The 25,704-nt window shown below is 67.8% G+C and carries 20 protein-coding genes; 10 read left to right on the top strand and 10 right to left on the bottom strand.

The features are described from left to right. The first annotated feature begins 40 nt into the window (after positions 1-40). Positions 41-268 carry a sulfurtransferase TusA family protein gene (locus tag CBM2588_RS12545; protein WP_010813669.1) on the top strand — a complete coding sequence of 76 codons (228 nt, stop codon included), beginning with the start codon at positions 41-43 and terminating at the stop codon, positions 266-268. Between the two features lie 105 nt (positions 269-373). Here CBM2588_RS12545 and galU read toward each other — a convergent pair whose 3' ends face one another. Together galU and CBM2588_RS12535 are read right to left on the bottom strand one after the other, a co-directional pair. After that, positions 374-1,264: a UTP--glucose-1-phosphate uridylyltransferase GalU gene (galU, locus tag CBM2588_RS12540; protein WP_115680767.1), complete on the bottom strand. Its 891-nt coding sequence runs from the start codon at positions 1,262-1,264 to the stop codon at positions 374-376. A gap of 138 nt (positions 1,265-1,402) precedes the next feature. Then, a complete protein-coding gene (locus CBM2588_RS12535) occupies positions 1,403-4,270 on the bottom strand; it encodes a valine--tRNA ligase (RefSeq protein ID WP_115680766.1) in 2,868 nt (955 codons plus the stop codon). A 255-nt stretch (positions 4,271-4,525) separates the two neighbouring features. On the opposite strand from CBM2588_RS12535, the gene CBM2588_RS12530 reads away from it, so the two are divergent. Beyond that, a complete protein-coding gene (locus tag CBM2588_RS12530; RefSeq protein ID WP_115680765.1) occupies positions 4,526-6,874 on the top strand; it encodes a UvrD-helicase domain-containing protein in 2,349 nt (782 codons plus the stop codon). A gap of 90 nt (positions 6,875-6,964) precedes the next feature. Here the strand turns inward: CBM2588_RS12530 and CBM2588_RS12525 are convergent, their stop codons facing one another. The 4 genes from CBM2588_RS12525 to CBM2588_RS12510 form a co-directional block, all read right to left on the bottom strand. After that, complete coding sequence (locus CBM2588_RS12525) at positions 6,965-7,771, bottom strand: BPSS1780 family membrane protein (protein ID WP_092307039.1); 807 nt, start codon at positions 7,769-7,771, stop codon at positions 6,965-6,967. A gap of 5 nt (positions 7,772-7,776) precedes the next feature. Then, positions 7,777-8,781, bottom strand: a complete 1,005-nt coding sequence (locus CBM2588_RS12520) for a homoserine kinase (RefSeq protein WP_115680764.1) — start codon at positions 8,779-8,781, stop codon at positions 7,777-7,779. A 128-nt stretch (positions 8,782-8,909) separates the two neighbouring features. Further along, positions 8,910-9,344, bottom strand: a complete 435-nt coding sequence (locus CBM2588_RS12515; protein ID WP_115681483.1) for a hypothetical protein — start codon at positions 9,342-9,344, stop codon at positions 8,910-8,912. 219 nt (positions 9,345-9,563) lie between these two features. Further along, a complete protein-coding gene (locus tag CBM2588_RS12510; protein ID WP_231942137.1) occupies positions 9,564-10,511 on the bottom strand; it encodes a TIGR00730 family Rossman fold protein in 948 nt (315 codons plus the stop codon). 4 nt (positions 10,512-10,515) lie between these two features. Between CBM2588_RS12510 and polA the strand changes: the two genes are divergently transcribed. The 4 genes from polA (at position 10,516) to CBM2588_RS12490 (ending at position 16,859) form a co-directional block, all read left to right on the top strand. Then, positions 10,516-13,335, top strand: coding sequence for a DNA polymerase I (polA, locus tag CBM2588_RS12505; RefSeq protein ID WP_115680763.1), 2,820 nt, complete (start codon positions 10,516-10,518; stop codon positions 13,333-13,335). A gap of 186 nt (positions 13,336-13,521) precedes the next feature. Then, positions 13,522-14,847 (top strand): NAD(P)/FAD-dependent oxidoreductase, encoded by a 1,326-nt coding sequence (locus CBM2588_RS12500; protein ID WP_115680762.1) that lies wholly within the window; start codon positions 13,522-13,524, stop codon positions 14,845-14,847. 133 nt (positions 14,848-14,980) lie between these two features. Beyond that, entirely contained in the window at positions 14,981-15,859 is an 879-nt protein-coding gene (locus CBM2588_RS12495; protein ID WP_115680761.1) for a dienelactone hydrolase family protein, read from the top strand. 118 nt (positions 15,860-15,977) lie between these two features. After that, positions 15,978-16,859, top strand: coding sequence for a ZIP family metal transporter (locus CBM2588_RS12490; RefSeq protein ID WP_115680760.1), 882 nt, complete (start codon positions 15,978-15,980; stop codon positions 16,857-16,859). Positions 16,860-16,863: 4 nt separating this feature from the next. On the opposite strand, the gene CBM2588_RS12485 is transcribed toward CBM2588_RS12490, so the two are convergent. The 3 genes from CBM2588_RS12485 to CBM2588_RS12475 all read right to left on the bottom strand — a co-directional run bounded on the left by CBM2588_RS12485 (position 16,864) and on the right by CBM2588_RS12475 (position 19,988). Continuing rightward, positions 16,864-17,730, bottom strand: coding sequence for a sulfurtransferase (locus CBM2588_RS12485; protein WP_115680759.1), 867 nt, complete (start codon positions 17,728-17,730; stop codon positions 16,864-16,866). Positions 17,731-17,785: 55 nt separating this feature from the next. Next, complete coding sequence (locus CBM2588_RS12480; protein ID WP_062801305.1) at positions 17,786-18,709, bottom strand: DMT family transporter; 924 nt, start codon at positions 18,707-18,709, stop codon at positions 17,786-17,788. A gap of 175 nt (positions 18,710-18,884) precedes the next feature. Continuing rightward, positions 18,885-19,988 (bottom strand): aromatic ring-hydroxylating oxygenase subunit alpha, encoded by a 1,104-nt coding sequence (locus CBM2588_RS12475; RefSeq protein ID WP_115680758.1) that lies wholly within the window; start codon positions 19,986-19,988, stop codon positions 18,885-18,887. A gap of 375 nt (positions 19,989-20,363) precedes the next feature. Here CBM2588_RS12475 and CBM2588_RS12470 point away from each other — a divergent pair, with 375 nt between their 5' ends. The 4 genes from CBM2588_RS12470 (at position 20,364) to folE2 (ending at position 24,504) form a co-directional block, all read left to right on the top strand. Further along, entirely contained in the window at positions 20,364-20,669 is a 306-nt protein-coding gene (locus CBM2588_RS12470) for an exodeoxyribonuclease VII small subunit (protein WP_115661532.1), read from the top strand. After that, the gene (locus tag CBM2588_RS12465) at positions 20,666-21,550 is read left to right on the top strand and encodes a polyprenyl synthetase family protein (protein WP_092307059.1); all 885 of its coding nucleotides are present in this window, start codon (positions 20,666-20,668) and stop codon (positions 21,548-21,550) included. The genes CBM2588_RS12470 and CBM2588_RS12465 overlap by 4 nt, the downstream gene beginning before the upstream one ends. A 24-nt stretch (positions 21,551-21,574) precedes the next feature. Further along, complete coding sequence (gene dxs / locus CBM2588_RS12460; protein WP_115680757.1) at positions 21,575-23,491, top strand: 1-deoxy-D-xylulose-5-phosphate synthase; 1,917 nt, start codon at positions 21,575-21,577, stop codon at positions 23,489-23,491. 209 nt (positions 23,492-23,700) lie between these two features. Beyond that, positions 23,701-24,504, top strand: a complete 804-nt coding sequence (gene folE2 / locus CBM2588_RS12455; RefSeq protein WP_115680756.1) for a GTP cyclohydrolase FolE2 — start codon at positions 23,701-23,703, stop codon at positions 24,502-24,504. Between the two features lie 60 nt (positions 24,505-24,564). Here folE2 and tsaD read toward each other — a convergent pair whose 3' ends face one another. Then, positions 24,565-25,599, bottom strand: a complete 1,035-nt coding sequence (gene tsaD / locus CBM2588_RS12450; protein ID WP_115681482.1) for a tRNA (adenosine(37)-N6)-threonylcarbamoyltransferase complex transferase subunit TsaD — start codon at positions 25,597-25,599, stop codon at positions 24,565-24,567. Positions 25,600-25,704: the final 105 nt, after the last annotated feature.

Here is a 25,704-nt window from a genome sequence, read left to right as displayed (position 1 = left end):
CAGCCAGCCTCCAGCCCCCAAGCATCAGAGGAAGAGACGAATGGAGTTCCAGAAAGAAGTGGACGCGCGCGGCCTGAACTGCCCGCTGCCGATCCTGCGCACCAAGAAGGCCCTGGCCGACATGGCCAGCGGCGACGTGCTCAAGGTGCTGGCCACCGATCCCGGCGCCACGCGCGATTTCCAGGCCTTTGCCAAGCAGACCGGCAACGAGCTGCTGTCGCACTCTGAAGTGGACAAGGTGTTCGTGTTCTACATGCGCCGTCGCTGATGGATTGCTCCCGTTCCCGCCCGCGGGGCAGGGGAGGGTTCATCCGGTCGAAAAGGAAAAAGCCGCTCGAAAGCGGCTTTTTCTTCGTAACCCGTCCGGGCGAGCTCAGCGGCCCAGGCCGTTCAGGTGTTCGCGCGATTCCAGGTAGGCGCTGAAATCGGTGCCCACTTCGGGGTGCTTCAGCGCAAACTCGACGGTCGCCTTGAGGTAGCCCAGCTTGCTGCCGCAGTCATAGCGGCGGCCCTGGTAGCGGTACGCCAGCACTTGCTCCTGGCCCAGCAGCGACTGGATCGCGTCGGTCAGCTGCAGTTCGCCGCCGGCGCCGGGCTTGAGCTCGCGCAGGTGGTCGAAGATGCGCGGCGTCAGGATGTAGCGGCCGACCACGCCAAGGTTGGACGGCGCGTCTTCCGGCGCCGGCTTTTCGACGATGCCCGAAACCTTGATCACGTCCTCGTCCCATTCGCGGCCGTCGATCACGCCGTAGGAACGGCTCTGCTCGGGCGTGATTTCCTCGACGCCCAGCACCGAGCAGTTGTAGTGGTTGAAGGCATCCACCATCTGCTTCATCACCGGCGGGTTGCCGTCGATCAGGTCGTCGGCCAGCATCACCGCGAACGGGGTGTCGCCCACCAGCTTGGCCGCGCACAGCACCGCGTGGCCCAGGCCCAGCGCCTCGGGCTGGCGCACGTAGTAGCACTCGACGTTGGCCGGCTTGATCGAGCGCACCACGTCCAGCAGCGCCTGCTTGTTCTTGGCCTCGAGCTCCACTTCCAGTTCGAAGGCCTTGTCGAAATGGTCCTCGATGGCACGTTTGGAGCGGCCCGTGACGAAGATCATCTCGGTAATGCCGGCGGCCATGGCTTCTTCCACGGCGTACTGGATCAGCGGCTTGTCCACCACCGGAAGCATTTCCTTGGGGCTGGCCTTGGTGGCTGGCAGGAAGCGGGTGCCCAGGCCCGCAACCGGGAACACAGCCTTGGTGACGCGATTTTCCATATCAGGTGTACCTCTCAGATTCCAGTCCATAACCCTGCCAGCCAGCGTGGGCGCCGTCTGTCCGGTTCTGTCCGACGATGCCGCACAGAACCCCCGGCTGGCAGGGGCGTGATGCAGGCCGCCTGACTGACCCTCGGGTCAGGCCGGCAGCCGCTGCAGCTGGCCCTGCAGCTTGGCCAGCGTTTGCTCGAAATCGGACAGGCGCTGCGTCTCTTGCGCCACCACCGCGGGCGGTGCCTTGGCGACAAAGCTCTCGTTCGACAGCTTGGCGCGGCACTTGCCGATTTCACCACCGATGCGTTCGACTTCCTTCGACAGGCGCGCGCGCTCGGCGGCGACATCGATCTCGATCTTCAGCAGCAGGTGGTTGCCCCCGGCAATGGCGACCGGCGCACCGGCGCCCTCCGCTTGCAGGGAGGCTTCATCTTCGAAGACCCGCACCTCCGAAAGTTTCGCCAGCGCCTGGATATGTGCGCTCGCCGCCTTCAGGAAGGCGCTGTCGCCCTCCGCATAGAGCGGGATGCGCTGGGCCGGCGAGATGTTCATCTCGCCGCGCAGGTTCCGGCAGGCATCGATCACTTCCTTCAGGCGCGCGACCCACTGCTCGGCATTCTCGTCGATCTTGGCGACGGCGGGCAGCGGATACGGCTGCAATGCGATGGTTTCCGCACCATCGCCGCTGGCGCGCCCGGCCAGCGGGGCCACCTTCTGCCACAGTTCCTCGGTAATGAACGGGATCACCGGATGCGCCAGCCGCAGCACGGTCTCGAGCACGCGCAGCAGGGTGCGGCGGGTGGCGCGCTGCTGGGCTTCGGTGCCGTTCTGGATCTGCACCTTGGCCAGTTCAAGGTACCAGTCGCAGTACTCGTCCCAGACGAACTTGTAGATGGCGTTGGCGATATTGTCGAAGCGGTACTCGGCGAAGCCCTTTTCGACCTCGGCCTCCACGCGCTGCAGCAGCGACACGATCCAGCGGTCCGCCTGCGAGAAATCGAGGTAGCCGTCCGGGCCGCAGTCCTGGTTGCACGGACCCATGCCGCAGTCATGGCCCTCGGTGTTCATCAGCACGAAGCGGGTCGCATTCCACAGCTTGTTGCAGAAATTGCGGTAGCCCTCGCAGCGGCCGGTATCGAAGTTGATGTTGCGCCCGAGCGTGGCCAGCGACGCGAAGGTGAAGCGCAGCGCGTCGGCGCCGAAGGCCGGAATGCCCTCGGGGAATTCCTTCTTCGTCTTCTTCTCGATCTTGGGCGCATCCTTGGGCCGGCGCAGGCCGGTGGTGCGCTTCTTGAGCAGCGTATCGAGGTCGATGCCGTCGATCAGGTCGACCGGGTCGAGCGTGTTGCCCTCGGACTTGCTCATCTTCTTGCCTTCCGAATCGCGCACCAGGCCATGCACGTAGACGGTGTGGAAGGGCACCTTGCCGGTGAAGTGCTTGGTCATCATGACCATGCGCGCCACCCAGAAGAAGATGATGTCGTAGCCGGTGACCAGCACCGACGACGGCAGGAAGTGCTTCAGCTCAGGCGTTTCCTCGGGCCAGCCCAGCGAGGAGAACGGCACCAGCGCCGACGAGAACCAGGTGTCGAGCACGTCTTCCTCGCGGCGCAGCGTGCCGGTGCTGCCGGCGGCCTTCGCCTTGGCGGCAGCTTCTTCTTCGGTGCGGCCGACAAAGCAGTTGCCGGCATCGTCGTACCACGCCGGGATCTGGTGGCCCCACCACAGCTGGCGCGAGATGCACCAGTCCTGGATATTGCCCAGCCACTGGTTGTAGGTGCTGATCCAGTTTTCCGGCACCAGCTTGATCTCGCCGCTCTGCACCGCCTCGAGCGCGACCTCGGCGATCGAGCGGCCCGGGTAGAAGGTGCCTTCCGGCGCCGGCTTGCTCATGGCGACGAACCACTGGTCGGTCAGCATCGGCTCGATCGCGCTGCCGGTGCGCTCGCTGCGCGGGGTCATCAGCTTGTGCTTCTTGACGTCTTCCAGCAGGCCCTGCTTGTCGAGGTCGTCGACAATGGCCTTGCGCGCATCGAAGCGGTCCAGGCCGGCATAGGCGGCGGGGGCGTCGGCAACGATCTTCGCGTCGAGCGTCAGGATCGACAGCTGCGGCAGGTTGTGGCGCAGGCCCACGGCATAGTCGTTGAAGTCGTGGCCCGGGGTCACCTTGACCACGCCGGTGCCGAACTCGCGGTCGACGTATTCGTCGGCGATCACCGGGATCTGGCGGCCGGTCAGCGGCAGGTGCACCGACTTGCCGATCAGGTGCGCGTAGCGCTCGTCTTCCGGATGCACCATCACGGCGACGTCGCCCAGCATGGTTTCCGGACGCGTGGTGGCCACGGTCAGGTGGGTCAGCCCGCCCTTGGCGTCGGCCTCGACCAGCGGATAGCGGATATGCCACAGCGAGCCTTCTTCCTCGACGCTGTCGACTTCCAGGTCCGACACCGCCGTGCCCAGCACCGGGTCCCAGTTGACCAGGCGCTTGCCGCGATAGATCAGGCCTTGCTCGTACAGCCGCACGAAGACTTCGGTGACCGCCTTCGACATCTCGGGCGACATGGTGAAGTACTCGCGGCTCCAGTCGATCGACGCGCCCATGCGCCGCACCTGGCGCGTGATGGTCGAGCCCGACTCTTCCTTCCAGGCCCACACCTTCTCGGTGAACTTCTCGCGGCCGAGGTCGTGGCGCGACACGCCCTGGCCCTCGAGCTGGCGCTCCACCACGATCTGGGTGGCGATGCCGGCGTGGTCGGTGCCCGGCACCCACAGCGTATTGGCGCCCAGCATGCGCGCGTGGCGCGCCAGGCCGTCCATGATGGTCTGGTTGAAGGCATGGCCCATGTGCAGCGTGCCGGTCACATTCGGCGGCGGCAGCTGGATCGCGAAGTCCGGGCGGGCAGGGTCGAAGGTCGGCTTGGCGATGCCGCGCTTCTCCCACTCGGGGCCCCATTTCGCCTCGATGGCGGCGGGTTCGAAGCTCTTGGCAAGCGATTGGTCTTGGGCGGTCATGCTGGGATGTCGAGGTTGGCGTCTGGATGCGTGGCAGGTGCGGTGCCCTGCGCCTGGCGGTCGCTGGCGGCCTGCGATGGCCGGCCTGGCGCCAGTGAAACCACAAATTATACGGGGGCGGGCGCGTGGTGCCTATTTCGTGGCCGGCGGCGGCCGGTCCGCGACCCGTGCGCGCGCCCTGGCGGCGGGGCCGGATGTGATTCATGCAACAGGGGCCCCCGGTATAATTGCGGGCGATTCCATTAGGCCTTTCCGATGCCCGACCTGCTTGCCAACCTGAACGCCGAACAACTAGCCGCCGTCACCCTGCCCGACGAACCGGCGCTGATCCTGGCGGGCGCGGGCAGCGGCAAGACGCGCGTGCTGACCACGCGCATTGCCTGGCTGATCCAGAATGGCCATGTCTCGCCGGCGGGCATCCTGGCGGTGACCTTCACCAACAAGGCCGCCAAGGAAATGCAGACCCGGCTGGCGTCGATGCTGCCGATCAACACCCGCGGCATGTGGATCGGCACCTTCCACGGCCTGTGCAACCGCATGCTGCGCGCGCATTTCCGCGACGCCGGGCTGCCCCAGACCTTCGCCATCCTGGACAGCCAGGACCAGCTCTCGGCGCTCAAGCGTCTGCTCAAGTCGCTCAACGTTGACGACGAGAAGTACCCGGCCAAGAACCTGCAGTACTTCATCAACAACGCCAAGGAGCAGGGCCTGCGCCCGGCCGACGTCGAGGCCAACGACGACTTCAACAAGCGCTTCGTCGACCTCTACGCCGCCTACGACATGCAATGCCAGCGCGAGGGCGTGGTCGACTTCGCCGAGCTGCTGCTGCGCTGCTACGAGCTGCTGCGCTACAACGACGCCATCCGGCAGCACTACCAGCACCGCTTCCGCCACGTGCTGGTCGACGAGTTCCAGGACACCAACGTGCTGCAGTACCAGTGGCTCAAGCTGCTGGCCGGCCACGGCACGCAGAACCCCGCCGCGGTCTTTGCCGTGGGTGACGACGACCAGAGCATCTACGCCTTCCGCGGCGCCAATGTCGGCAACATGCGCGACTTCGAGCATGAGTTCCGCGTGCGCCGGATGATCAAGCTGGAGCAGAACTACCGCTCGCACGGGCATATCCTGGATTCGGCCAACCACCTGATCTCGCACAACGCGCGTCGCCTCGGCAAGAACCTGCGCACCGACGCCGGCCACGGCGAGCCGGTGCGCGTGTTCCAGGGCGGCTCCGACGGGCAGGAAGCCGCCTGGATCATCGAGGAGATCCGCGACCAGATCGCGCAGGGCGCGAGCCGCGCCGAGATCGCGATCCTGTACCGCAGCAACGCGCAGTCGCGCGTGATCGAGCACGCGCTGTTCTCGGCCGGCATTCCGTACCGCGTGTATGGCGGCCTGCGCTTCTTCGAGCGCGCCGAAATCAAGCACGCGCTGGCCTACCTGCAACTGCTGGAGAACCCGCGCAACGACGCCGCCTTCGGCCGGGTAGTCAACTTCCCGGCGCGCGGCATTGGCGCGCGCTCGCTGGAAGTGCTGCAGGACATGGCGCGCCAGTATGACTGCGCGCTGGCCGAGGCGGTGGCCTACGTGCCCGGCGCGGCCGGCAGCAAGCTGGCCGCGTTCACGCGGCTGATCGACCAGATGCGCGCGGACACGCGCCGCCTGACGCTGGCCGAGACCGTCGAATACGTGATCAACCACAGCGGCCTGATCACGCATTACCAGGGCGAGAAGGAAGGCCAGGACCGCATCGAGAACTTGCAGGAACTGGTGACCGCGGCGCAGGCCTTCGTGGTCGAGGAAGGCTACGGCCTGGAAGCGCTGGCCGCGGTGATACCGGCCGAGCGCGGGCCCGCCACGCCGGTGCTGGCCGACGGCGACCAGTCCCAGCAGCTGCTCGATCCCGAAGCGCTGCCGGTGGTGATGACGCCGCTGGTTGCGTTCCTGACCCACGCCTCGCTCGAGGCCGGCGACAACCAGGCCCAGGCCGGCCAGGACGCGGTGCAGATGATGACCGTGCACGCAGCCAAGGGCCTGGAGTTCGACGTGGTCTTCATCAGCGGGCTGGAGGAAGGACTGTTCCCGCACGAGAACAGCATGATGGATCCCGACGGCCTGGAGGAAGAGCGCCGGCTGATGTACGTGGCGATCACGCGCGCGCGCAAGCGCCTCTACATGTCGTTCGCGCAAAGCCGCATGCTGCACGGCCAGACCCGCTACCACGTGCGCTCGCGCTTCTTCGAGGAACTGCCCGAGACCTCGCTCAAGTGGCTGACCCCGCCGGCGCAGAGCTACGGCGGCGTGCGCCGCCAGGAACGCGACAATGCCTGGGGCCGCGACTGGTTCCGCAAGCCCGAGGACGTGCCCTATACCGGCACCCGGCCCACCGGCGGCATGGACAACGGCAACGGCTATGCCGATGCCAAACGCGAAGCCGGTAGCGGGTTCCGCGTCGGCCAGTCGGTGTTCCACAACAAGTTCGGCGAAGGCGTGATCACCGCGCTGGAAGGCGAGGGCGCCGATGCGCGCGCCAATATCAACTTCAAGCGGCATGGCGCCAAGTGGCTGGCGCTGGCGGTGGCGAAGCTGGACGCGATCGATTGAGGTAGCGAGCGCCGTCTCGCGTCATGCTGGTTTGCTCCCTCTCCCGCAAGCGGGAGAGGGAGCAAACCATCGGGTAGCAAGCGCTTGTGGTCAGGCCCCCGGCGTGGCCGGCGCAGCCGGCTCTACCCCCGGCGGGGTCACGTTGAAGCAGCCGCGGTACGTCGCATAGAACGAGCAGTACAAGATCGCCAGCATCAGCAGCGAATACGGCGTGACCAGGAACGACAGCACCGTCTCGGCGCCGAAGGCGCTGAACACCGCCTCCAGGAAGAACGGGATCGCCACCAGCAGCATCGCGAACAGCACCGCGTAGGTGAAGAACGCGCCGCGGTTGCGCCAGCACGCGGTCCAGCTGAAGAACAGCGCCTTGACCGGCGGCACGCCGTGCCAGGCGGCCAGCAGCGGTGCGAACCAGAACATCATCGCGATCGGGGTGTACAGCAGCGCGCCGATCAGCATGGCGTAGTACAGCTGGCGCACCGCCTCGGCGGTCGGCGCTTCTTCCTTCAGCACGATCGGCACCAGCGCGCTCATGTCGACCACCGCGCCGGCGATCAGCCCCAGTATGAAGACCAGCCCGGCGTAGATGCCGCCCAGCACCAGCAGGTTGCGCGTGGCTTCCTTGCCGTTGGCGCGGAAGCCCGCCAGCAGCACGGTGGGCAGCACCCGCTTGTTCTGGATTACGTCGCGGCAGGCGGTCATCACGCCGACCGACAGGCCCGGGGTGACCACCAGCAGCGCGATGATGCCGATCAGCGGCACCACGATGGCAAGCTGCGCAGCGATCAGGTAAACGAACAGCAGCATCAGGAAGGTCAGCGGGTTCTTGCGGAACAGCCAGATGCCCTGGCGGAACCAGGTGTAGCCTTCCTTGGCAGGGACTTCCAGTAGTTGCATACGGGTCAGATCCAGGGGAGCGGGGCGCTCTCGGGGTTCGCGGGTTGTGCGTCCAGGCGCCGGCGCAGGATGCGTTCGAAATGGGTCGGATCGTGCGGCTGCAGCATGTCGGCCTCGCGCGGCAGGTAGAAGTCCCACAGTCGCGACACCCAGAAGCGCAACGCGCCCGCGCGCAGCATGTCCTGCCAGTGCGCGGCCTCGGTCCCGGTCAGCGGCCTGACCGCATGATAAGCCCGCAGCAGCGCCTGCGCGCGCGCGGGGTCGAGTTCGCCGCTGGCGAGGTCGATGCACCAGTCGTTGACGGTGACCGCCAGGTCGAACAGCCACTTGTCGTTGCCGGCGAAGTAGAAATCGAAGAAGCCGCCCAGCCGGTGGCGGCCGCTGGGGTCTTCCTCGAACAGCGCGTTGTCGCGGAACAGGTCGCAGTGACACGGGCCTTCGCCCAGGCTGGCGTACGCCGCGCTGGCGAAGAACGCTGCCTGGTGGGCGATTTCCCGTTGCAGCAGCGCGCGCTGGCCGGCATCGAGGAAGGGCAGGATCTCGCGCTCGGTCTGCTGCCACCATGGCAGGCTGCGCAGGTTGGGCTGGCGGCGCGGGTAGTCGGCGCCGGCCAGGTGCATGCGCGCCAGCATGTCGCCGACCTCGGCGCAGTGCTGCGCGTCGGGGGCCAGCTGCGACGCCCCGGGCAGGCGCGTGACGATGGTGGCGGGCTTGCCCTTGAGCGGGCGCAGGATCTCGCCGTCGCGCGCCGGGATCGGCGCGGGCACGCGGATGCCGCGCTCGGCCAGATGCGCCATCAGGTGCAGGTAATAGGGCAACTGCGCGAACGACAGCCGCTCGAAGATGGTCAGCACGTACTGGCGCGTCTGGCCCTCGTGCTCCATGGTGAGGAAAAAATTGCTGTTCTCGATGCCCGAGGCGATGCCGCGCAGGTCGCGCACTTCGCCAAGGTCGAAATCCAGCAGCCAGCGTGCGATCTCGTCCTGCGAGACCGTGGTGAATACGGCCATACTTGTTGTGTGAAGCGAATCGGAAAGCGGCGGCGCCAGTTGCGGACAAAGTCCGGGCCGCCGCCGCGGCATGACTGCCGGAGGGCCGGCGCGGCCTGGCGCTCAGGCCAGGCCGTGGGCAAGCGGGTTCAGAACTTCAGGTTGACCGACGGCACGCGGTTGACGTCGTGCTCGCGGATCTTGGGCGAGCTGTCTTCCGGCTTGCTCATCTCGTACCTGGTGCCGAAGCCCGACCTGACCTGGATGTCGGTGGCGCGTCCCTTGTCGCGGTACTCGCGCACCTGGGTGCCATCGCGTTCGTTCAGCTGGAAGCTCGGCTCGCGCGGCTGGTTCAACTGCGACCTGGCGGCCGGGGCGATCGGCTGGTTGTTGATCTGGTTCAGTTCCTGCTGGGTCAGCGCATTGCTTTCCTGCGCGACGGCCCAGCCGGACGCCAGCGCCAGTGCGGCGGCCGCGGCCGCGGCCAGGCCGGACACGGACCGCCTGGCAGGCGATTCAGGCTCGCCGGCCACGGCGGCGGCGCGCGTGGACCGGACCGGGCGGACGGGAGAAGGGGAGGTCATCAGATGCTCCTGTGCGGGCTGCGGCGCAAACGGCACGCAGCGCCGCGGCATGCGGCGGTTGGTCTGCAACCCGGCGGCGCCGGGCTTGGCAGACGGACAGGTTCCATTCTAGCAATTCCTGCCCCCCACAGGCCGCACCCGTGCCCCGGGGGGCACCTGCGCCACGGCGCCGGGTGGCGCATGCGTGGCGCAGTGCCGCGGCGTCCCCGGATCCCGGCCTTACAGGTAGAACATCTCTTCCTTCGGCGGGATCGGCTTGTCGCCGCCGCGCTGTTCGTAATAGTCGTAGACCGCTTCCAGCACTTCGTGCGGCTCGTCGACGATCTTCATCAGGTCCAGGTCGTGCTCGGCGATCAGGCCCATCGGCAGCAGCGTGAAGCGGAACCAGTCCAGCAGGCCCTTCCAGAAGCGGCTGCCGAACATGATCACCGGCACCGAGCGCGACTTGCCGGTCTGCACCAGCGTCAGCACCTCGGCCAGCTCGTCGAGCGTGCCGAAACCGCCCGGCATCACGATAAAGGCGTCGGAATTCTTGACGAAGGTGACCTTGCGGGTGAAGAAGTGGCGGAAGCGCATGGCAATGTCCTGGTACGGATTGCCCTGCTGCTCGTGCGGCAGTTCGATGTTCAGGCCGACGCTGGCGGACTTGCCGGCGTGCGCGCCCTTGTTGGCCGCTTCCATGATGCCGGGGCCGCCGCCGGAGATCACGGCAAAGCCGGCGTCGGAGAACAGCCGCGCGATCTCGATGGTGCGCTGGTAGTAGGGCGAGTCCTCGCGCAGGCGCGCGCTGCCGTAGATCGACACCGCCGGGCGGATCTCGGACAGGTACTCGGTGGCCTCGATGAACTCTGCCATAATCGTGAACATTTGCCACGAGGCGCGCGCCTTCTTAGCGGTCGCGCGGTCTTCGTCGGCCAGCGCACGCAGGCTGGGGATCATCTTGCGCGGATTGGCGCGCGCCGCCGCCGCAGCAGCCTTTTCAGCAGCAACTTCAGGCGGATGACCCGCGGCAGCAGCATCGGCGGCCGCGGCAATGGCCGCGGCGTGCTCGGAGGCAGCTTCCGGCGGGGGTTGTACGGTATCGCCGGAGATATCAGCAACGTCCGGGTCAGCAAGGGGGGCGGTCGAGGCACCGCCTGCAGCGGCACCAGTCAATTTTGAGTCCATGGGAATGTCGGATAGTCCAAAAACACTCTTGCTCGTCGATGGATCGAGCTATCTGTATCGCGCTTATCACGCTTTGCCGGACCTGAGGAATGGGGAGGGTCTGCCCACAGGGGCAATCTACGGCATGATCAACATGCTGCGCAAGTTGCGCAACGACTACCCGGCAGAGTATAGCGCCTGCGTGTTCGACGCGAAGGGCAAGACTTTCCGCGACGACCTGTACCCGGCCTACAAGGAGCACCGCCCGTCGATGCCGGAAGACCTGGCGCGCCAGATCGAGCCGATCCACGAGGCCGTGCGCGCGCTGGGCTGGCCGATCGTGGTGGTCGACGGCGTCGAGGCCGACGACGTGATCGGCACATTGTCGCGCCAGGCCATGGAGCAGGGCGTGCGCACGGTGGTGTCCACCGGCGACAAGGACCTGGCGCAGCTGGTCAACGAGCAGGTCACGCTGGTCAATACCATGAGCGGCGAGGTGCTCGATCCTCCCGGCGTGGTGGCCAAGTTCGGCGTGCCGCCGGAGCGCATCATCGACTATCTGTCGCTCATTGGCGATGCCGTTGACAACGTGCCCGGCGTGCCCAAGGTCGGCCCCAAGACCGCGGTCAAATGGCTGGCCGAGCATGGCTCGCTCGACGGCGTGATCGCGGCCGCGCCCGGCATCAAGGGCGTGGTGGGCGAGAACCTGCGCAACACGCTGGAATGGCTGCCGATGGCGCGCCGGCTGGTGACGGTCAAGACCGACTGCGACCTGAGCAAGTCGGTCGCGGACTTCCACGCGCTGCGCGAGACCGGCGAGGACAAGGAACAGCTGGTGGCGTTCTTCCAGCGCTATGGCTTCAAGACCTGGCTGCGCGAAGCCACCGGTGAAAGCCTGCCCGACGCGCGCGCCCAGGCCCGTGCCCGCGCCGCGGCCAGCGCGCCCGCGCAGGGTGGCCTGTTCGATGCGCCCGCACCGTCGGCCGAGGCCGGCGCGGCGCCGGCCGAGGACGCGGCGCCCACCGAGATCCGCTACGAGACCGTCACCACCGCGGGCATGCTGGAAGACTGGCTGCGGCGTATCGAATCGGCGCCGCTGGTGGCGATCGATACCGAGACCACCTCGCTCGATCCGATGCAGGCGCAGCTGGTCGGCATCTCGCTGTCGGCGGCGCCGGGCGAGGCCTGCTATATCCCGGTGGCGCACCGCGGCCCCGACGTGGCCGGCCTGCCCGAGCACGGCCAGCTTGCACGCGAGTTCGTGCTGGAACGCATGCGTGCCTGGCTGGAAGACGCCAGCCGCCCCAAGCTCGGCCAGAACCTGAAGTACGACGTCCATGTGTTCGCCAACCACGGCATCAAGCTGCGCAACATTGCACACGACACCATGCTGCAGAGCTACGTGCTGGCCTCGCACCGCAACCATGGCATGGACAGCCTGGCCGAGCGCCTGCTGAGCCTGAAGACCATCACCTATGAAGAGGTGTGCGGCAAGGGCGCGAGCCAGATCGGCTTCGACCAGATCGACCTGGCGCGCGCCACCGAGTACGCCGCCGAGGATGCCGACGTGACGCTGCGCCTGCATCGCCGGATGTTCCCGCAAGTGGAGGCCGCGGCCGGGCTGCGCCGGGTATATGAAGAGATCGAGATGCCGGTCTCGGTGGTGCTGCAGAAGGTCGAGCGCAACGGCGTGCTGATCGACGCCGAACGCCTGGCCGCGCAGAGCGCCGAGCTGGGCCAGCGCATGCTGGCGCTGGAGCAGTCGGCCTACGAGGCCGCCGGGCAGCCGTTCAACCTGGGCTCGCCCAAGCAGATCGGCGAGATCCTGTTCAACCAGATGAAGCTGCCGGTGGTGAAGAAGACCGCCAGCGGCGCGCCCTCGACCGACGAAGAGGTGCTGCAGAAGCTGGCCGAGGACTACCCGCTGCCCAAGCTGCTGCTGGACTACCGCGGCCTGTCCAAGCTCAAGTCCACCTATACCGACAAGCTGCCGAAGATGGTCAACCCGCGGACCGGGCGCGTGCACACCAGCTACGGCCAGGCCACCGCGGTGACCGGGCGGCTGGCGTCGACCGAGCCCAACCTGCAGAACATCCCGGTGCGCACCGAGGAAGGCCGCCGCATCCGCGAGGCCTTTATCGCCGAGCCGGGCAGCGTGATCGTGTCGGCCGACTATTCGCAGATCGAGCTGCGCATCATGGCCCATATCTCGGGCGACGAGAACCTGCTGCGCGCCTTTGCCAACGGCGAGGACATCCACCGCGCCACCGCCGCCGAGATCTTCGGCGTCGAGCGCGAGGCCGTCAGCAGCGAGCAGCGCCGCTACGCCAAGGTCATCAACTTCGGCCTGATCTACGGCATGAGCGCGTTCGGGCTGGCCAGCAACCTGGGCATCGAGCGCGAGGCCGCCAAGCACTACATCGACCGCTACTTCATGCGCTATCCAGGCGTGGCCCACTACATGGAAGAAACCCGGCAGACCGCCCGCGAGCAGGGCTATGTCGAGACCGTGTTCGGCCGGCGGCTGTGGCTGCCCGACATCAACGGTGGCAGCGGCCCGCGCCGCCAGGCCGCCGAGCGCGCCGCCATCAACGCGCCGATGCAGGGCACCGCGGCCGACCTGATCAAGCTGTCGATGATCGCGGTGCAGGACTGGCTGGAGCGCGACAGTCTGCAGACGCGCCAGATCATGCAGGTGCACGATGAACTGGTGCTGGAAGTGCCCGAGCACGAGCTGGAACTGGTCAAGGCGCGCTTGCCCGAACTGATGTGCACGGTGGCCGAGCTGCGCGTGCCGCTGGTGGCCGAAGTCGGCAGCGGCGCCAACTGGGAAGAAGCGCACTGAGGCTGCACTGGCCCCCTGGCGAGCCGGCGCCCGGCCGGCTCCCTGCCCCTGCGTGGTGGTATCGAATGAAGCGACTGCTGAGTCAGCGTGCCCCGCTTGCCAGCCATGCTGCAATGCAGCAGACTGTGGCAAACGCCTCGGCAAGCGCCTCCGGCAAAGAATTTACAAAAACGCAGCAGGTAGACCATGACAGAAACAAGGACGCACCGCATCGTCGTCGTCGGCGGCGGAGCAGGGGGGCTGGAACTGGTAACGAAGCTGGGCGACAAGCTCGGCCGCAAGGGCGCGGCGCAGGTGGTGCTGGTGGACCGCCTGCCCACCCATATCTGGAAACCGCTGCTGCATGAAGTCGCCGCCGGCAGCATGGATCCCAACACCCACCAGCTGGAATACGCGGCGCAGGCGCGCTGGCATCATTTCGAGTTCCAGCAGGGCGAGCTGACCGGCATCGACCGCAGCCGCAAGACCATTTCGGTGTCGGCCTGCGTCGACCAGGACGGCGCCGAGCTGCTGCCCGCGCGCGAACTGCCGTATGACACGCTGGTGCTGGCGATCGGCTGCGTCACGCATTTCTTCGGCGTGCCGGGCGCCGCCGAGCATGCCATCGCGCTGGACACCGTGGCCCAGGCCGAGCGCTTCCGCAAGCGGCTGATCGCGGCCTGCGTGCGTGCCCAGAACGGGCGCGGCCGCGTCGGCGAGGACGGCCGTCCGCGCGTGGACGTGGCCATCATCGGCGCCGGCGCCACCGGCGTGGAGCTGTCGGCGGAGCTGCGCAACACCGCGCACGTGCTCAGCGCCTATGGCCTGCACCGGCTCGATCCGCGCCGCGACGTGCGCATTCATGTGATCGAGGCCGGTCCGCGCATCCTGCCGGCGCTGTCCGAGCGGGTCTCGGCCGAGACCGCCAAGCTGCTCAGGAAGCTGGATGTCGACGTCTTCACCAGCGAACGCGTGACCGAAGTCACGCCGCAGGCCGTGCTGACCGCCAGCGGCAAGACCATCGACGCCGACCTGACGGTGTGGGCGGCCGGCATCACCGCGCCCGCGGTGCTGGCCGGCCTGGGCCTGCCGGTCAGCCGCCAGGGCCAGGTCGTGGTCGGCCCGACGCTGCAGAGCGAGGGCGACCCGGACATCTTCGCCTTCGGCGATTGCGCCAGTTGCCCGTGGCCGGAGAAGCAGACCGCGGTGCCGCCGCGCGCGCAGGCCGCGCACCAGCAGGCCACCTTCCTCTACGAGGCGCTGTGCGCGCGGCTGGCGGGGCGGCCGCTGCCGCAGTTCGCTTTCAAGGACTTCGGCTCGCTGGTGTCGCTGGGGCATTTCAGCGCGGTGGGCAGCCTGATGGGCGGGCTGATCGGCGGCTCGATGTTTATCGAAGGGCTGATGGCGCGCTTCATGTACACCTCGCTGTACCGGATGCACGTGATGGCGCTGCACGGCGCGGTGGGGATGGCGCTGGACACCGTCTCGCACTGGCTGCGCAGCAAGACCAGTCCGCGCGTCAAGCTGCACTGACGCATGGCCCGGCCCCCCGCTTGTGGGTGGGGGCGCCAGCGGGGCCTGCGCCGCCATGTTTTCTCCATGTCTGCTTAAAATCGGGCGCGGGCGCCGCGTGGCGGCCCAGCCACCAACGATCCTGGAGACAAGCATGCTCAAACCAGAAGTGGACAGCCTGGTCCCCGGCCAGACCTTCGACCGCCGCGGCTTCGTCAAGACCGCGCTGGGTTCCGCCTTTGCCGCCGCGGCGCTGCCGGTGATGGCCCAGCAGGCGATCAAGACCGACTTTGCCGGCCTGAACGCGGGCGAGGTCTCGATTCCGTCGGGCGGCTTCAGCATGCCGGCCTACCGCGCCCAGCCGGAAGGCAAGAAGAACCTGCCGGTGGTGCTGGTGGTCAGCGAGATCTTCGGCGTGCACGAATATATCGCCGACGTGTGCCGGCGCTTTGCCAAGCTGGGTTATCTGGCGATCGCGCCGGAACTGTTCGCGCGCCAGGGCGATCCGGAGAGCTTCGGCACCATCCAGGAGTTGCAGCGCGAAATCATCGCCAAGGTGCCCGATGCGCAGGTGATGGGCGACCTGGACGCCGCCGTGGCCTGGGCCGGCGCCAATGGCGGCGACGTCTCGCGCCTGGCCATCACCGGGTTCTGCTGGGGCGGCCGCATAACCTGGCTCTACGCCGCGCACAGCCAGCGCCTGAAGGCCGGCGTGGCCTGGTACGGCCAGCTCTCGCCCGAGCCGACGCCGATCAAGCCGAAGAATCCCATCGACCTGGTCGGCCAGCTCCATGCGCCGGTGCTCGGCCTGTACGGCGGCAAGGACACCGGCATCCCGCTGGAGCAGGTGGACCGGATGAAGGCCGCGCTGGCGTCGTCGTCCGACCCGGACGCCAGGCGCTCGCGCTTTATCGTCTATCCCGAGTCCGGCCACGCCTTCCACGCGGACTACCGGCCCAGCTACCGCGAAGCCGATGCCAGGGACGGCTGGCAGAAGTGCCTGGACTGGTTCCGGCAGTACGGCGTCGCCTGACCTGGCACGCGGCCCCCGCCCGTGGGGGCGGCCGACGGCAGGATTGCAAAGTCCCGGCGGATACGTACAATGCGGCCTTTGAGTTATTGCAACATTGTTGCGTTTGCCGCCCGACGCGATGCGGGCGGAACGGCGGGGCCGCCCGGCACCGCTACCCCGGGAGCCCATCATCCATTCGACGCTTTTGTATATCCTGCTCGCCGCCACGATTTCGGGCGTGGGCAGCATCTTCGGGGCGGCGCTGCTGTCGCTGACGGTGGCGTCCCGCGTGGTCGAGCGCATGGTGAGCTTCTCGGTGGGCGTGCTGCTGGCCACCGCGCTGCTGCATTCGCTGCCCGAGGCGTTCGAGTCCGGCGCTGATCCGCGCGCGCTGTTCGGCACCTTGCTGGCCGGGCTGCTGGGTTTCTTCCTGCTGGAAAAGCTGTCGCTGCTGCGCCATTCGCACCATCACGAGGGCGACGGGCACCACCACCACCACGGCCATGACCGCGAGGAAGCGGGCCGCAGCGGCCTGACCATCCTGGTCGGCGACACCTTCCACAACTTCGCCGACGGCATCGTGATCGCGGCGGCGTTCCTGGCCGATCCGCATATCGGCGTGGTCACCGCGCTGGCGATCGCGGCGCACGAGATCCCGCAGGAGGTGGGCGACTTTATCGTGCTGCTCAACGCCGGCTTCTCCAAGGCGCGCGCCTTTGCCTTCAACCTGGTGTCGAGCCTGGCGGCGATCGCCGGCGGGGTGGTGGGGTACTTCCTGCTCGACCAGCTGGGCGGGTGGATCCCCTACGTGCTGGTGATCGCGGCCAGCAGCTTTATCTATATCGCCGTCAGCGACCTGATGCCGCAGATGCAGCGCAAGCCGCGCTGGCGCGAGTCGGCGATCCAGGTGGTGCTGGTGGCCGCGGGGATCTCGGCCATCGTCTTCATCACCAACGGCGTGCACGAAAGCCACAGCCACGGCGCTCACGGCCACGCCGCGCCCGTGGCGTCGTCACGCTAGCGGCTCAGGCCGGCCCGGTGGCCCCGGTAGCAACAGGGCGCGCCGGATCGGCGCACCATTCGCTCCACGATCCGGGATACAGCGCCGCGCCGCCCAGGCCGGCGGCTTCCAGCGCCAGCAGGTTGTGGCAGGCCGTGACGCCCGAGCCGCACTGCATCACCGCCTGGGCGGCGGCGTGCGTGCCCAGCACCGCGCCGAATTCGGCGCGCAGGGTCGCGGCCGGCTTGAAGCGGCCTTCCGCGTCCAGGTTGTCCTTGAAGAACCGATTGACCGCGCCCGGGATATGGCCGCCGACCGGGTCCAGGGTCTCGTTCTCGCCGCGGAAACGGTCGGGCGCGCGCGCATCGACCACCAGCAGCCGGCCCTGGCCGAGATTGTCGACCAGTGCGTCCGCATCGACGGTCGGCACCAGCGACTTGCCGCGGCGGATCGTGCCCGGAACCTCGGGCTCTGCCGCGGCATCGTGCTCCAGCGGCAGGCCGGCCTTGACCCAGGCGTCCTTGCCGCCATCGAGCACGGCCACGGCATCGTGGCCGATCCAGCGCAGCAGCCACCACAGCCGCGCGGCGAACATGCCGCCCTGGGCGTCGTAGGCGACCACCGGGGTGTCGTCGTCGATGCCGAGCGCCTGCAGGCGCGCGACCAGGTCGTCGGCGTCCGGCAGCGGATGGCGGCCGTTGCGGCCGGTCTTGGGACCGGACAGTTCGTTGTCCAGGTGCAGGTAGAAGGCGCCGGGCAGGTGGCCGGTGCGGTAGGCCTCGCGGCCGGCGGCGGGGTCGGCCAGGTCGAAGCTGCAGTCGACGACGACGCAGCGGCCGGGGCCGGCCAGCAGAGACTGCAGTGCGGTGACGGAAATCAGCGGTTTCTGCATGGGAATCCTGTAGCGAGCGGAGAAAGAAATCCGGGGCGGTCGGGCTTACCGAATGCTACACCTCGGGGTGCACTTCCGCCTCCGGCGACTTGACCGGGGTGGCGGGCGTGGGCTTGGCGTCGGTGCCCTGGCGCGCGCGCATCAGCGTGGTGGCGATGCCGCTGGCGATGATCAGCCCCATGCCCAGCCACGACAGCCAGTTCAGGCGGTCGGACCAGATCAGCATGCCCCACACGCTGGAGAAGACGATGCCGGCGTATTGCAGGTTGGCGGTCAGCAGGGTGTTGCCGCGCTTGTAGGCGCGCGTCATCGCGGTCTGGCCCAGCGTGGCCAGGATGCCGATCGCCAGCAGCAGGCCGGCGCCGTACCAGGTATGCGGGCTGGTGCCGCCCAGCAGCATCCACACCAGCCCGGCGATCATGCCGACCAGCGAGAAATAGAACACGATGCGGCCTTCGGGTTCGCCCAGCTGGCCGAGCTGGCGCACCTCGACATAGGCCAATGCGGTGAAGATGCCCGAGATCAGCCCGACCAGGCCGCCGGTCAGCTGGTCCTTGCCCACCGACGGCTGCAGCAGGCAGATCACCCCGGCAAACGACAGCAGGATCGCCAGCACCAGGCGGCGGTCGGCGTTGCCGCCGGTGCCGGCCAGCGCCGCGCTGGCGCCCAGGATCAGCGCGATCCACACCGGCGACATGTAGTTCAGCGTCATCGCCGTGGCCAGCGGCAGCAGCGAGATCGAGGTGAACCACAGCATCAGCGAGGTCACGCCGAACACGCTGCGCTTGATATGCGACAGCATGTACGGCGTGCGCACCGAGACCCCGCGCGAGGACAGCAGCACCCACATGATCACCACGCTGATCAGGCCGCGGTAGAACACGATCTCGCCGGTGGTGTACAGGTCGGACGCCAGCTTGACGCCAACCCCCATCAGCGAAAAAGCGAAGGCGGCGAACAGCATCCAGAGCGATTGCATGGCGAGGGCGCGGTGAAGCTGGCAGGAGCGAAGGAGAGAAGGCCGGCGCGCGAGCGGGGCTCTGCGGCCTCGCGCCGATCGCGCCGGACAATGATTCTAGCAGCGCACATCGCCTGCCAAAGCAAAACGGACCGCCGTGGCGGTCCGTTGCAGCTTGCGTTGTGCGCTGATCGCACTAGCCCGCGTAGGCCATGGCGCGGCGGTACCACTCGTGGAAGTGCTGCATGCCGTCTTCCATCGGCGACTGGTACGGGCCGACCTCGCTGGTGCCGCGCTTGAGCAGCGCCAGCCGGCCGGCGTCCATGCGTTCGGCGATCTCGTCGTCCTCGATGCAGGTTTCCATGTAGGCGGCGCGCTCGGCCTCGACGAACTCGCGCTCGAACAGCGCGATTTCCTCGGGGTAATAGAACTCCACCACGTTGCGGGTCTTGCGCGGGCCGATCGGGTGCAGCGTCGAGATCACCAGCACGTTCGGGTACCACTCCACCATGATGTTGGGGTAGTAGGTCAGCCAGATCGCGCCGTGCTTGGGCAGCACGCCGTTGTTGAAGCGCAGCACCGCGTCATGCCATTTCTGGTACGTCGGGCTGCCGGGGCGCTTCAGGCCGGCGTGCAGGCCGACGGTCTGCACGCTGTGCCATTCGCCGAACTCCCACTTGAGGTCGTCGCACGAGACGAAGCTGCCCAGCCCCGGGTGGAACGGCACCACGTGGTAGTCCTCGAGGTAGACCTCGATAAAGGTCTTCCAGTTGTAGTCGCACTCGTGCACCTCGACGTGGTCGAGCATGTAGCCGTCGAAGTTCAGGTCCTGCGCCACGCCCAGCCGCGCCAGGTCGGCGCGCACGTCGCGCGGGCCCTCGAACAGCAGGCCGTTCCAGTTCTGCAGCGGCGAGCGCTTCAGGTGCAGGCAGGGCTGCTGGTCGAAATGCGGCGCGCCGAGCAGTTCGCCCTTCAGGTCGTAGGTCCAGCGGTGCAGGGGGCAGACGATGTTCTGCTTGTTGCCGCGGCCGTTCAGCATGATGGCCTGGCGGTGGCGGCAGACGTTGGACATCAACTCGACGCCGGCGGCGTTGCGCACCAGCATGCGGCCTTCGTCCTCGGCCTTGAGCGTGTGGTAGTCGCCGGTTTCCGGGACCATCAGTTCATGGCCGACATAGCCCGGGCCATTGCTGAACAGCAGTTCGAGTTCTTGTTGATGCAGCGCTTCGTCGAAGTAGACGCCGACGGGCAGTTGCGTATCAGCCGGCGCCAGGTTGAGCGCGGTGCTGAGATTGGACATTATCCCCACTCCCAGATGAACAGGTGAAAGCAGTGAACAACCCAACCATCGAAAATGGAATCGATTTGGGAAAGACTGCCGCCCGGCGGGATGCGCTTGCAACCCCTGGCGGCGAACGAAAGATTGTACCCGACCCAAAAAGTTAAGGGACTGATTTTTTTGCCTTTTTAGCGAAAAAGTCGACCCGGGTCGTCATCGGGGTGCCGTAGCGGCCGCATTCGGAAAGACGACCCGAGCGCACAAGTCACTTCTGCATCGGAAGCACCCGATCGGGGCACGGTATCCCCCTGCAAGATGGGGCCAGGCCCGCGCTTTGGCGTAAAATCCGGGCTTCCCCATCCGGGTTTCCCCCGGTTCCAGCTTCCAGGGCCTGATATGCCAAAAACGACGACCGCTCCGGTCCAGACCGACAACACCGCCGACGCCGCCTCGGCGCCGCCCGCCTCCTACGAGGCGGCGATGGCCGAACTGGAGACGCTGGTGGCCAGCATGGAAAGCGGCGAGCTGCCGCTCGAGGCCTCGCTGGCAGCGTACCGCCGCGGCGCCGAGTTGGTGCGCTACTGCCAGCAGAAGCTGGAGCGGGTCGAGCAGCAGGTGCGGGTACTGGAGGGCGACGCGCTCAGGCCGCTGGCGGGCGAAGGCAACGGTGCCAATGGAGCACAGGGGACGGACGAGGCATGAGCGACTTCGCACAATGGATGCAGGCGCAGGGCGTGCGCACCGAGGCCGCCCTGCAGGCCGCGCTGCCCGACGCCGGCACGGTGCCGCATACGCTGCACGAAGCGATGCGCTATGCTGCGCTGGGCGGCGGCAAGCGCGTGCGCCCGCTGCTGGTCCATGCCGCCGGCGAGGTCAGCGGCGCGGCCCCGGCGGCCTGCGACGCAGCTGCCTGCGCGGTGGAGATGATCCACGCCTATTCGCTGGTCCACGACGACATGCCGTGCATGGACGACGACGACCTGCGCCGCGGCCGCCCCACTGTGCACAAGGCCTATGACGAGGCCACCGCGCTGCTGGTAGGCGATGCGCTGCAGACCCAGGCCTTCATCGTGCTGGCGGAAGCCGGGCCGATCGCGCCCGCGGTGCGGCTGCAGCTGGTGGCGGAGCTGGCGCGGGCGTCGGGCTCGGCCGGCATGGCCGGCGGCCAGGCGATCGACCTGCAGAACGTGGGCCGGGCCATGACGCGCGACGCGCTCGAGGCCATGCACCGCATGAAGACCGGCGCGCTGCTGCGCGCCAGCGTGCGCATGGGCGCGCTGTGTGGCGAGATCGATGCTCAGGGCCTGGCCGCGCTGGACCGCTACGCGGCGGCGGTGGGATTGGCGTTCCAGGTGGTAGACGATATTCTGGACGTCACCGCCGATACCGCGACGCTGGGCAAGACCGCCGGCAAGGACGCCGCGCACGACAAGCCGACCTACGTGTCGCTGCTGGGGCTGGACGCGGCCCGCGAACTGGCCGGATCGCTGCGCGCCGAGGCGTACGAGGCGCTGGCCGGCTTCGGCGAGCGCGCCGCGCGCCTGCGCGACCTGGCGGACCTGATCGTGCTGCGCACGCATTAAACTAGAGCCGGCCGAACGGACATCATGACCTACGCACTCCTCAACAAGATTGACGCCCCCGCGGACCTGCGCAAGCTCGACCGGCGCGAGCTCCAGACCCTGGCCGACGAACTGCGCGCCTACGTGCTGGAATCGGTCTCGCAGACCGGCGGCCACCTGTCGTCCAACCTGGGCACGGTCGAACTGACCATCGCGCTGCACTATGTCTTCAACACCCCCGACGACCGGCTGGTGTGGGACGTGGGCCACCAGAGCTATCCGCACAAGATCCTGACCGGACGCCGCGAGCGCATGCGCACGCTGCGCCAGTGGGGCGGCATCTCGGGCTTCCCGCGCCGCAGCGAGAGCGAATACGACACCTTCGGCACCGCGCACTCGTCGACCTCGATCTCGGCCGCGCTGGGCATGGCGCTGGGCGCGCGCACGCTGGGCCAGAAGCGGGTCTCGGTGGCGGTGATCGGCGACGGCGCGATGACCGCGGGCATGGCCTTCGAGGCGCTGAACAACGCCGGCGTCTACAAGGACCTGCCGCTGCTGGTGGTGCTCAACGACAACGACATGTCGATCTCGCCGCCGGTGGGCGCGCTCAACCGGCACCTGGCGCGGCTGCTGAGCGGCCAGTTCTACGCCGCCACCAAGAAGGGCATCGAGAAGGTGCTGTCGGTGGCGCCGCCGGTGCTGGAGTTCGCCAAGCGCTTCGAGGAACATGCCAAGGGCATGATGGTGCCGGCCACGCTGTTCGAGGAGTTCGGCTTCAACTACATTGGCCCGATCGACGGCCACGACCTGAATTCGCTGGTGCCGACGCTGCAGAATATCCGCGAGCGCGCGCTCGAAGGCGGCGGCCCGCAGTTCCTGCACGTGGTCACCAAGAAGGGCCAGGGCTACAAGCTGGCCGAGGCCGACCCGATCCTGTACCACGGCCCCGGCAAGTTCAATCCGGCCGAAGGCATCCGCCCGGCCGCCAAGCCCGCGCGCAAGACCTACACCCAGGTGTTCGGCGACTGGCTGTGCGACATGGCCGCGGCCGACAAGCGCCTGGTCGGCATCACCCCGGCAATGCGCGAGGGCTCGGGCATGGTCGAGTTCGAGCAGCGCTTCCCGGAGCGCTACTACGACGTCGGCATCGCCGAGCAGCATGCGGTGACCTTCGCCGGCGGCCTGGCCTGCGAAGGGCTGAAGCCGGTGGTGGCGATCTACTCGACCTTCCTGCAGCGCGGCTACGACCAGCTGATCCACGACGTGGCGCTGCAGAACCTGCCGGTGGTGTTCGCGCTGGACCGCGCCGGCCTGGTCGGCGCCGACGGCGCGACCCACGCGGGCGCCTACGATATCGCCTACCTGCGCTGCATCCCCAACATGATGGTGATGACGCCGTCCGACGAAAACGAGTGCCGCCAGCTGCTGACCACGGCGTTCCAGCAGGACTGCCCGACCGCCGTGCGCTATCCGCGCGGCTCCGGCCCGGGCGCGGCGATCGCCGCCGACCTGGCGCCGGTGCCGGTGGGCAAGGGCGTGGTGCGCCGCGAGGGCGGCGCGCGCGCCGGGCATCGCGTCGGCATGCTGGCGTTCGGCTCGATGGTGCAGCCGGCGCTGGGCGCGGCGCAGGCGCTGGACGCCACCGTGGCCGACATGCGCTTCGTCAAGCCGCTCGACGTCGCGCTGGTCAAGCGCCTGGCCGCCGACCACGACTACCTGGTGACGGTGGAAGAGGGCAGCGTGATGGGCGGCGCCGGCAGCGCCGTGCTCGAGGCCCTGGCCGAGGCCGGCATCGACAAGCCGGTGCTGACGCTGGGCCTGCCCGACCGCTTCGTCGACCATGGCGACCCGGCCTACCTGCTACAGCAATGCGGCCTGGATGCGGCCGGCATCGAGCGCTCGGTGCGTGAGCGTTTCGGGCTCGACCAGCCGCAGGTCACGGTCGCCTCGCGCGTGGCCTGATCACCTGCCATCCCGAGGGGATTCGGGCCGCCGCGCCACGGGTGCGTCCGAATTCCCTTACACTCCGATTTTTGTGTTCGCAGCTGCGGGTCGGCACGACAGTGCCGGGTCCCGTGGTTTCACACTCGTTGCGCGGCATGGAGGGACTGCGAAAATGCCGCGACCGTAAGGGCTTGCGCCAGGCTGCGCAACCCTGGAGGAAACCGTAGATGAATGACATCAACCCCGCCTTCATCATGCCCGACGTCCAGTCGAGCCCCGACACCCGCCAGATCCCGATCCAGCGAGTCGGCGTGAAGGGCGTGCGCTATCCCGTGACCCTGAAGACCCCGACCGGCATCGTGCCGACCGTCGGCACCTTCAACCTCGACGTGCACCTGCCCGCCGACCAGAAGGGCACGCATATGTCGCGCTTCGTGGCGCTGCTGGAAGAAGAGCGGGCGCCGCTGGAGCTGGCCAGCTTCCGGCTGATGCTGGACAAGATGCTGGAGAAGCTCGAAGCCGAGGCCGGCCGCATCGAGGTCACGTTCCCGTACTTCATCAGCAAGATCGCGCCGGTGTCCGGCGTGGAGTCGCTGCTGGACTACGAGGTCACGCTGACAGGTGAAGTGCGCAACGGCGCCACGCGGGTGTTCCTGAAGGCGCTGGTGCCGGTGACCAGCCTGTGCCCGTGCTCGAAGAAGATCTCGCAGTATGGCGCGCACAACCAGCGCTCGCATATCACCATGAACGTGGAGCTGGCCGGCGAGCTGCCGGTGGAGGCGCTGGTGCGCATGGCCGAGGAAGAGGCGTCGTGCGAGCTGTGGGGCCTGCTCAAGCGGCCCGACGAGAAGTTCGTCACCGAGCGTGCCTACGAGAATCCCAAGTTTGTCGAGGACCTGGTGCGCGACATCGCCATGCGGCTGAATGCGGATGAGCGCATCGTGGCCTATGTGCTGGAGGCGGAGAACTTCGAGTCGATCCACAACCACAGCGCGTATGCGGTGATCGAGCGGGACAAGCGCGTCGACTGACCGCGTGGTCGCTGCAATGGAAATAGCCACCGCATGCGGTGGCTATTTATTTGGTCCGGTTCAGGCCGCGGAAGGCAGGCGGATATCCGCCAGGTCCCAGCGCGGCGTCACGCCATAGCCGTACTCATGCCGCGCCAGTTCCGGCGCGGCCTGCAAGCGCATCGCGCCGGCAAACGCGATCATCGCGCCGTTGTCGGTGCAGAACGCCAGGTCAGGATAGTAGACCTCGAGCTTGCGCTGCCTGCCAACCTGGTCCAGCCGTTCGCGCAGCTGCCGGTTGGCGCCGACGCCGCCGGCTACCACCAGCCGCTTGTGGCCGGTTTGCTTGAGCGCCGCCATCGACTTGGCCGCCAGCACGTCGACGATCGCATCGACAAAGGCGCGCGCGAGGTTGGCGCGGTCCTGCTCGCAGGTATTGGCCAGCTTGCGGGTTTGCGTCAGCACCGCGGTTTTCAGGCCGGCAAAGGAAAAATCCAGGTTGCCGGAATGCAGCATCGGCCGCGGCAGCTCGAAGGCGCCGGGCACGCCGAACTCGGCCAGGCGCGACACTTCCGGCCCACCCGGGTAGCCCAGGCCGAGCAGCTTGGCGGTCTTGTCGAACGCTTCGCCGGCGGCATCGTCCAGGGTTTCGCCCAGCAGCGCGTAGTCGCCGATGCCGCGCACTTCCATCAGCTGCGTATGCCCACCGGACACCAGCAGCGCCACGAACGGGAACGGCGGCGGCTCGCGCGTTAGCAGCGGCGACAGCAGGTGGCCTTCGAGGTGGTGCACGCCCACCATCGGCACGTTCAGCGCGAAGCCGAGCGCATTGGCGACCGAGGCGCCGACCAGCAGCGCGCCGGCCAGTCCCGGGCCCTGGGTGAAGGCAATGGCGTCGATGTCCTGGCGGGTGCGGCCGGCGTCGGCCAGCACCTGCTCCAGCAGCGGCAGCACGCGGCGGATATGGTCGCGCGAGGCCAGCTCGGGGACCACGCCGCCGTAGTCGCGGTGCATGGCGATCTGCGAGTGCAGCGCATGCGCGAGCAGGCCGGCGCCGGTGTCATAGAGCGCGAGGCCGGTTTCGTCGCAGGAAGATTCAATGCCGAGGACAAGCATGGGAGCCATGACGCCGTCTCCGGGAAACGGCCGTCGAAACAAGGGTTTGCGGGAAGCGCGCAGGGTAGCACAGCGGCGCGCGGCGCGCTTTTCGCTACAATCTGC

The organism is Cupriavidus taiwanensis, from assembly GCF_900250075.1.
In the GTDB taxonomy this organism is placed as follows: Bacteria; Pseudomonadota; Gammaproteobacteria; order Burkholderiales; family Burkholderiaceae; genus Cupriavidus; species Cupriavidus taiwanensis_C.
The sequence above is the reverse complement of the archived record's forward strand: the minus strand, read 5'-3'. Positions and strand labels throughout refer to the sequence as shown.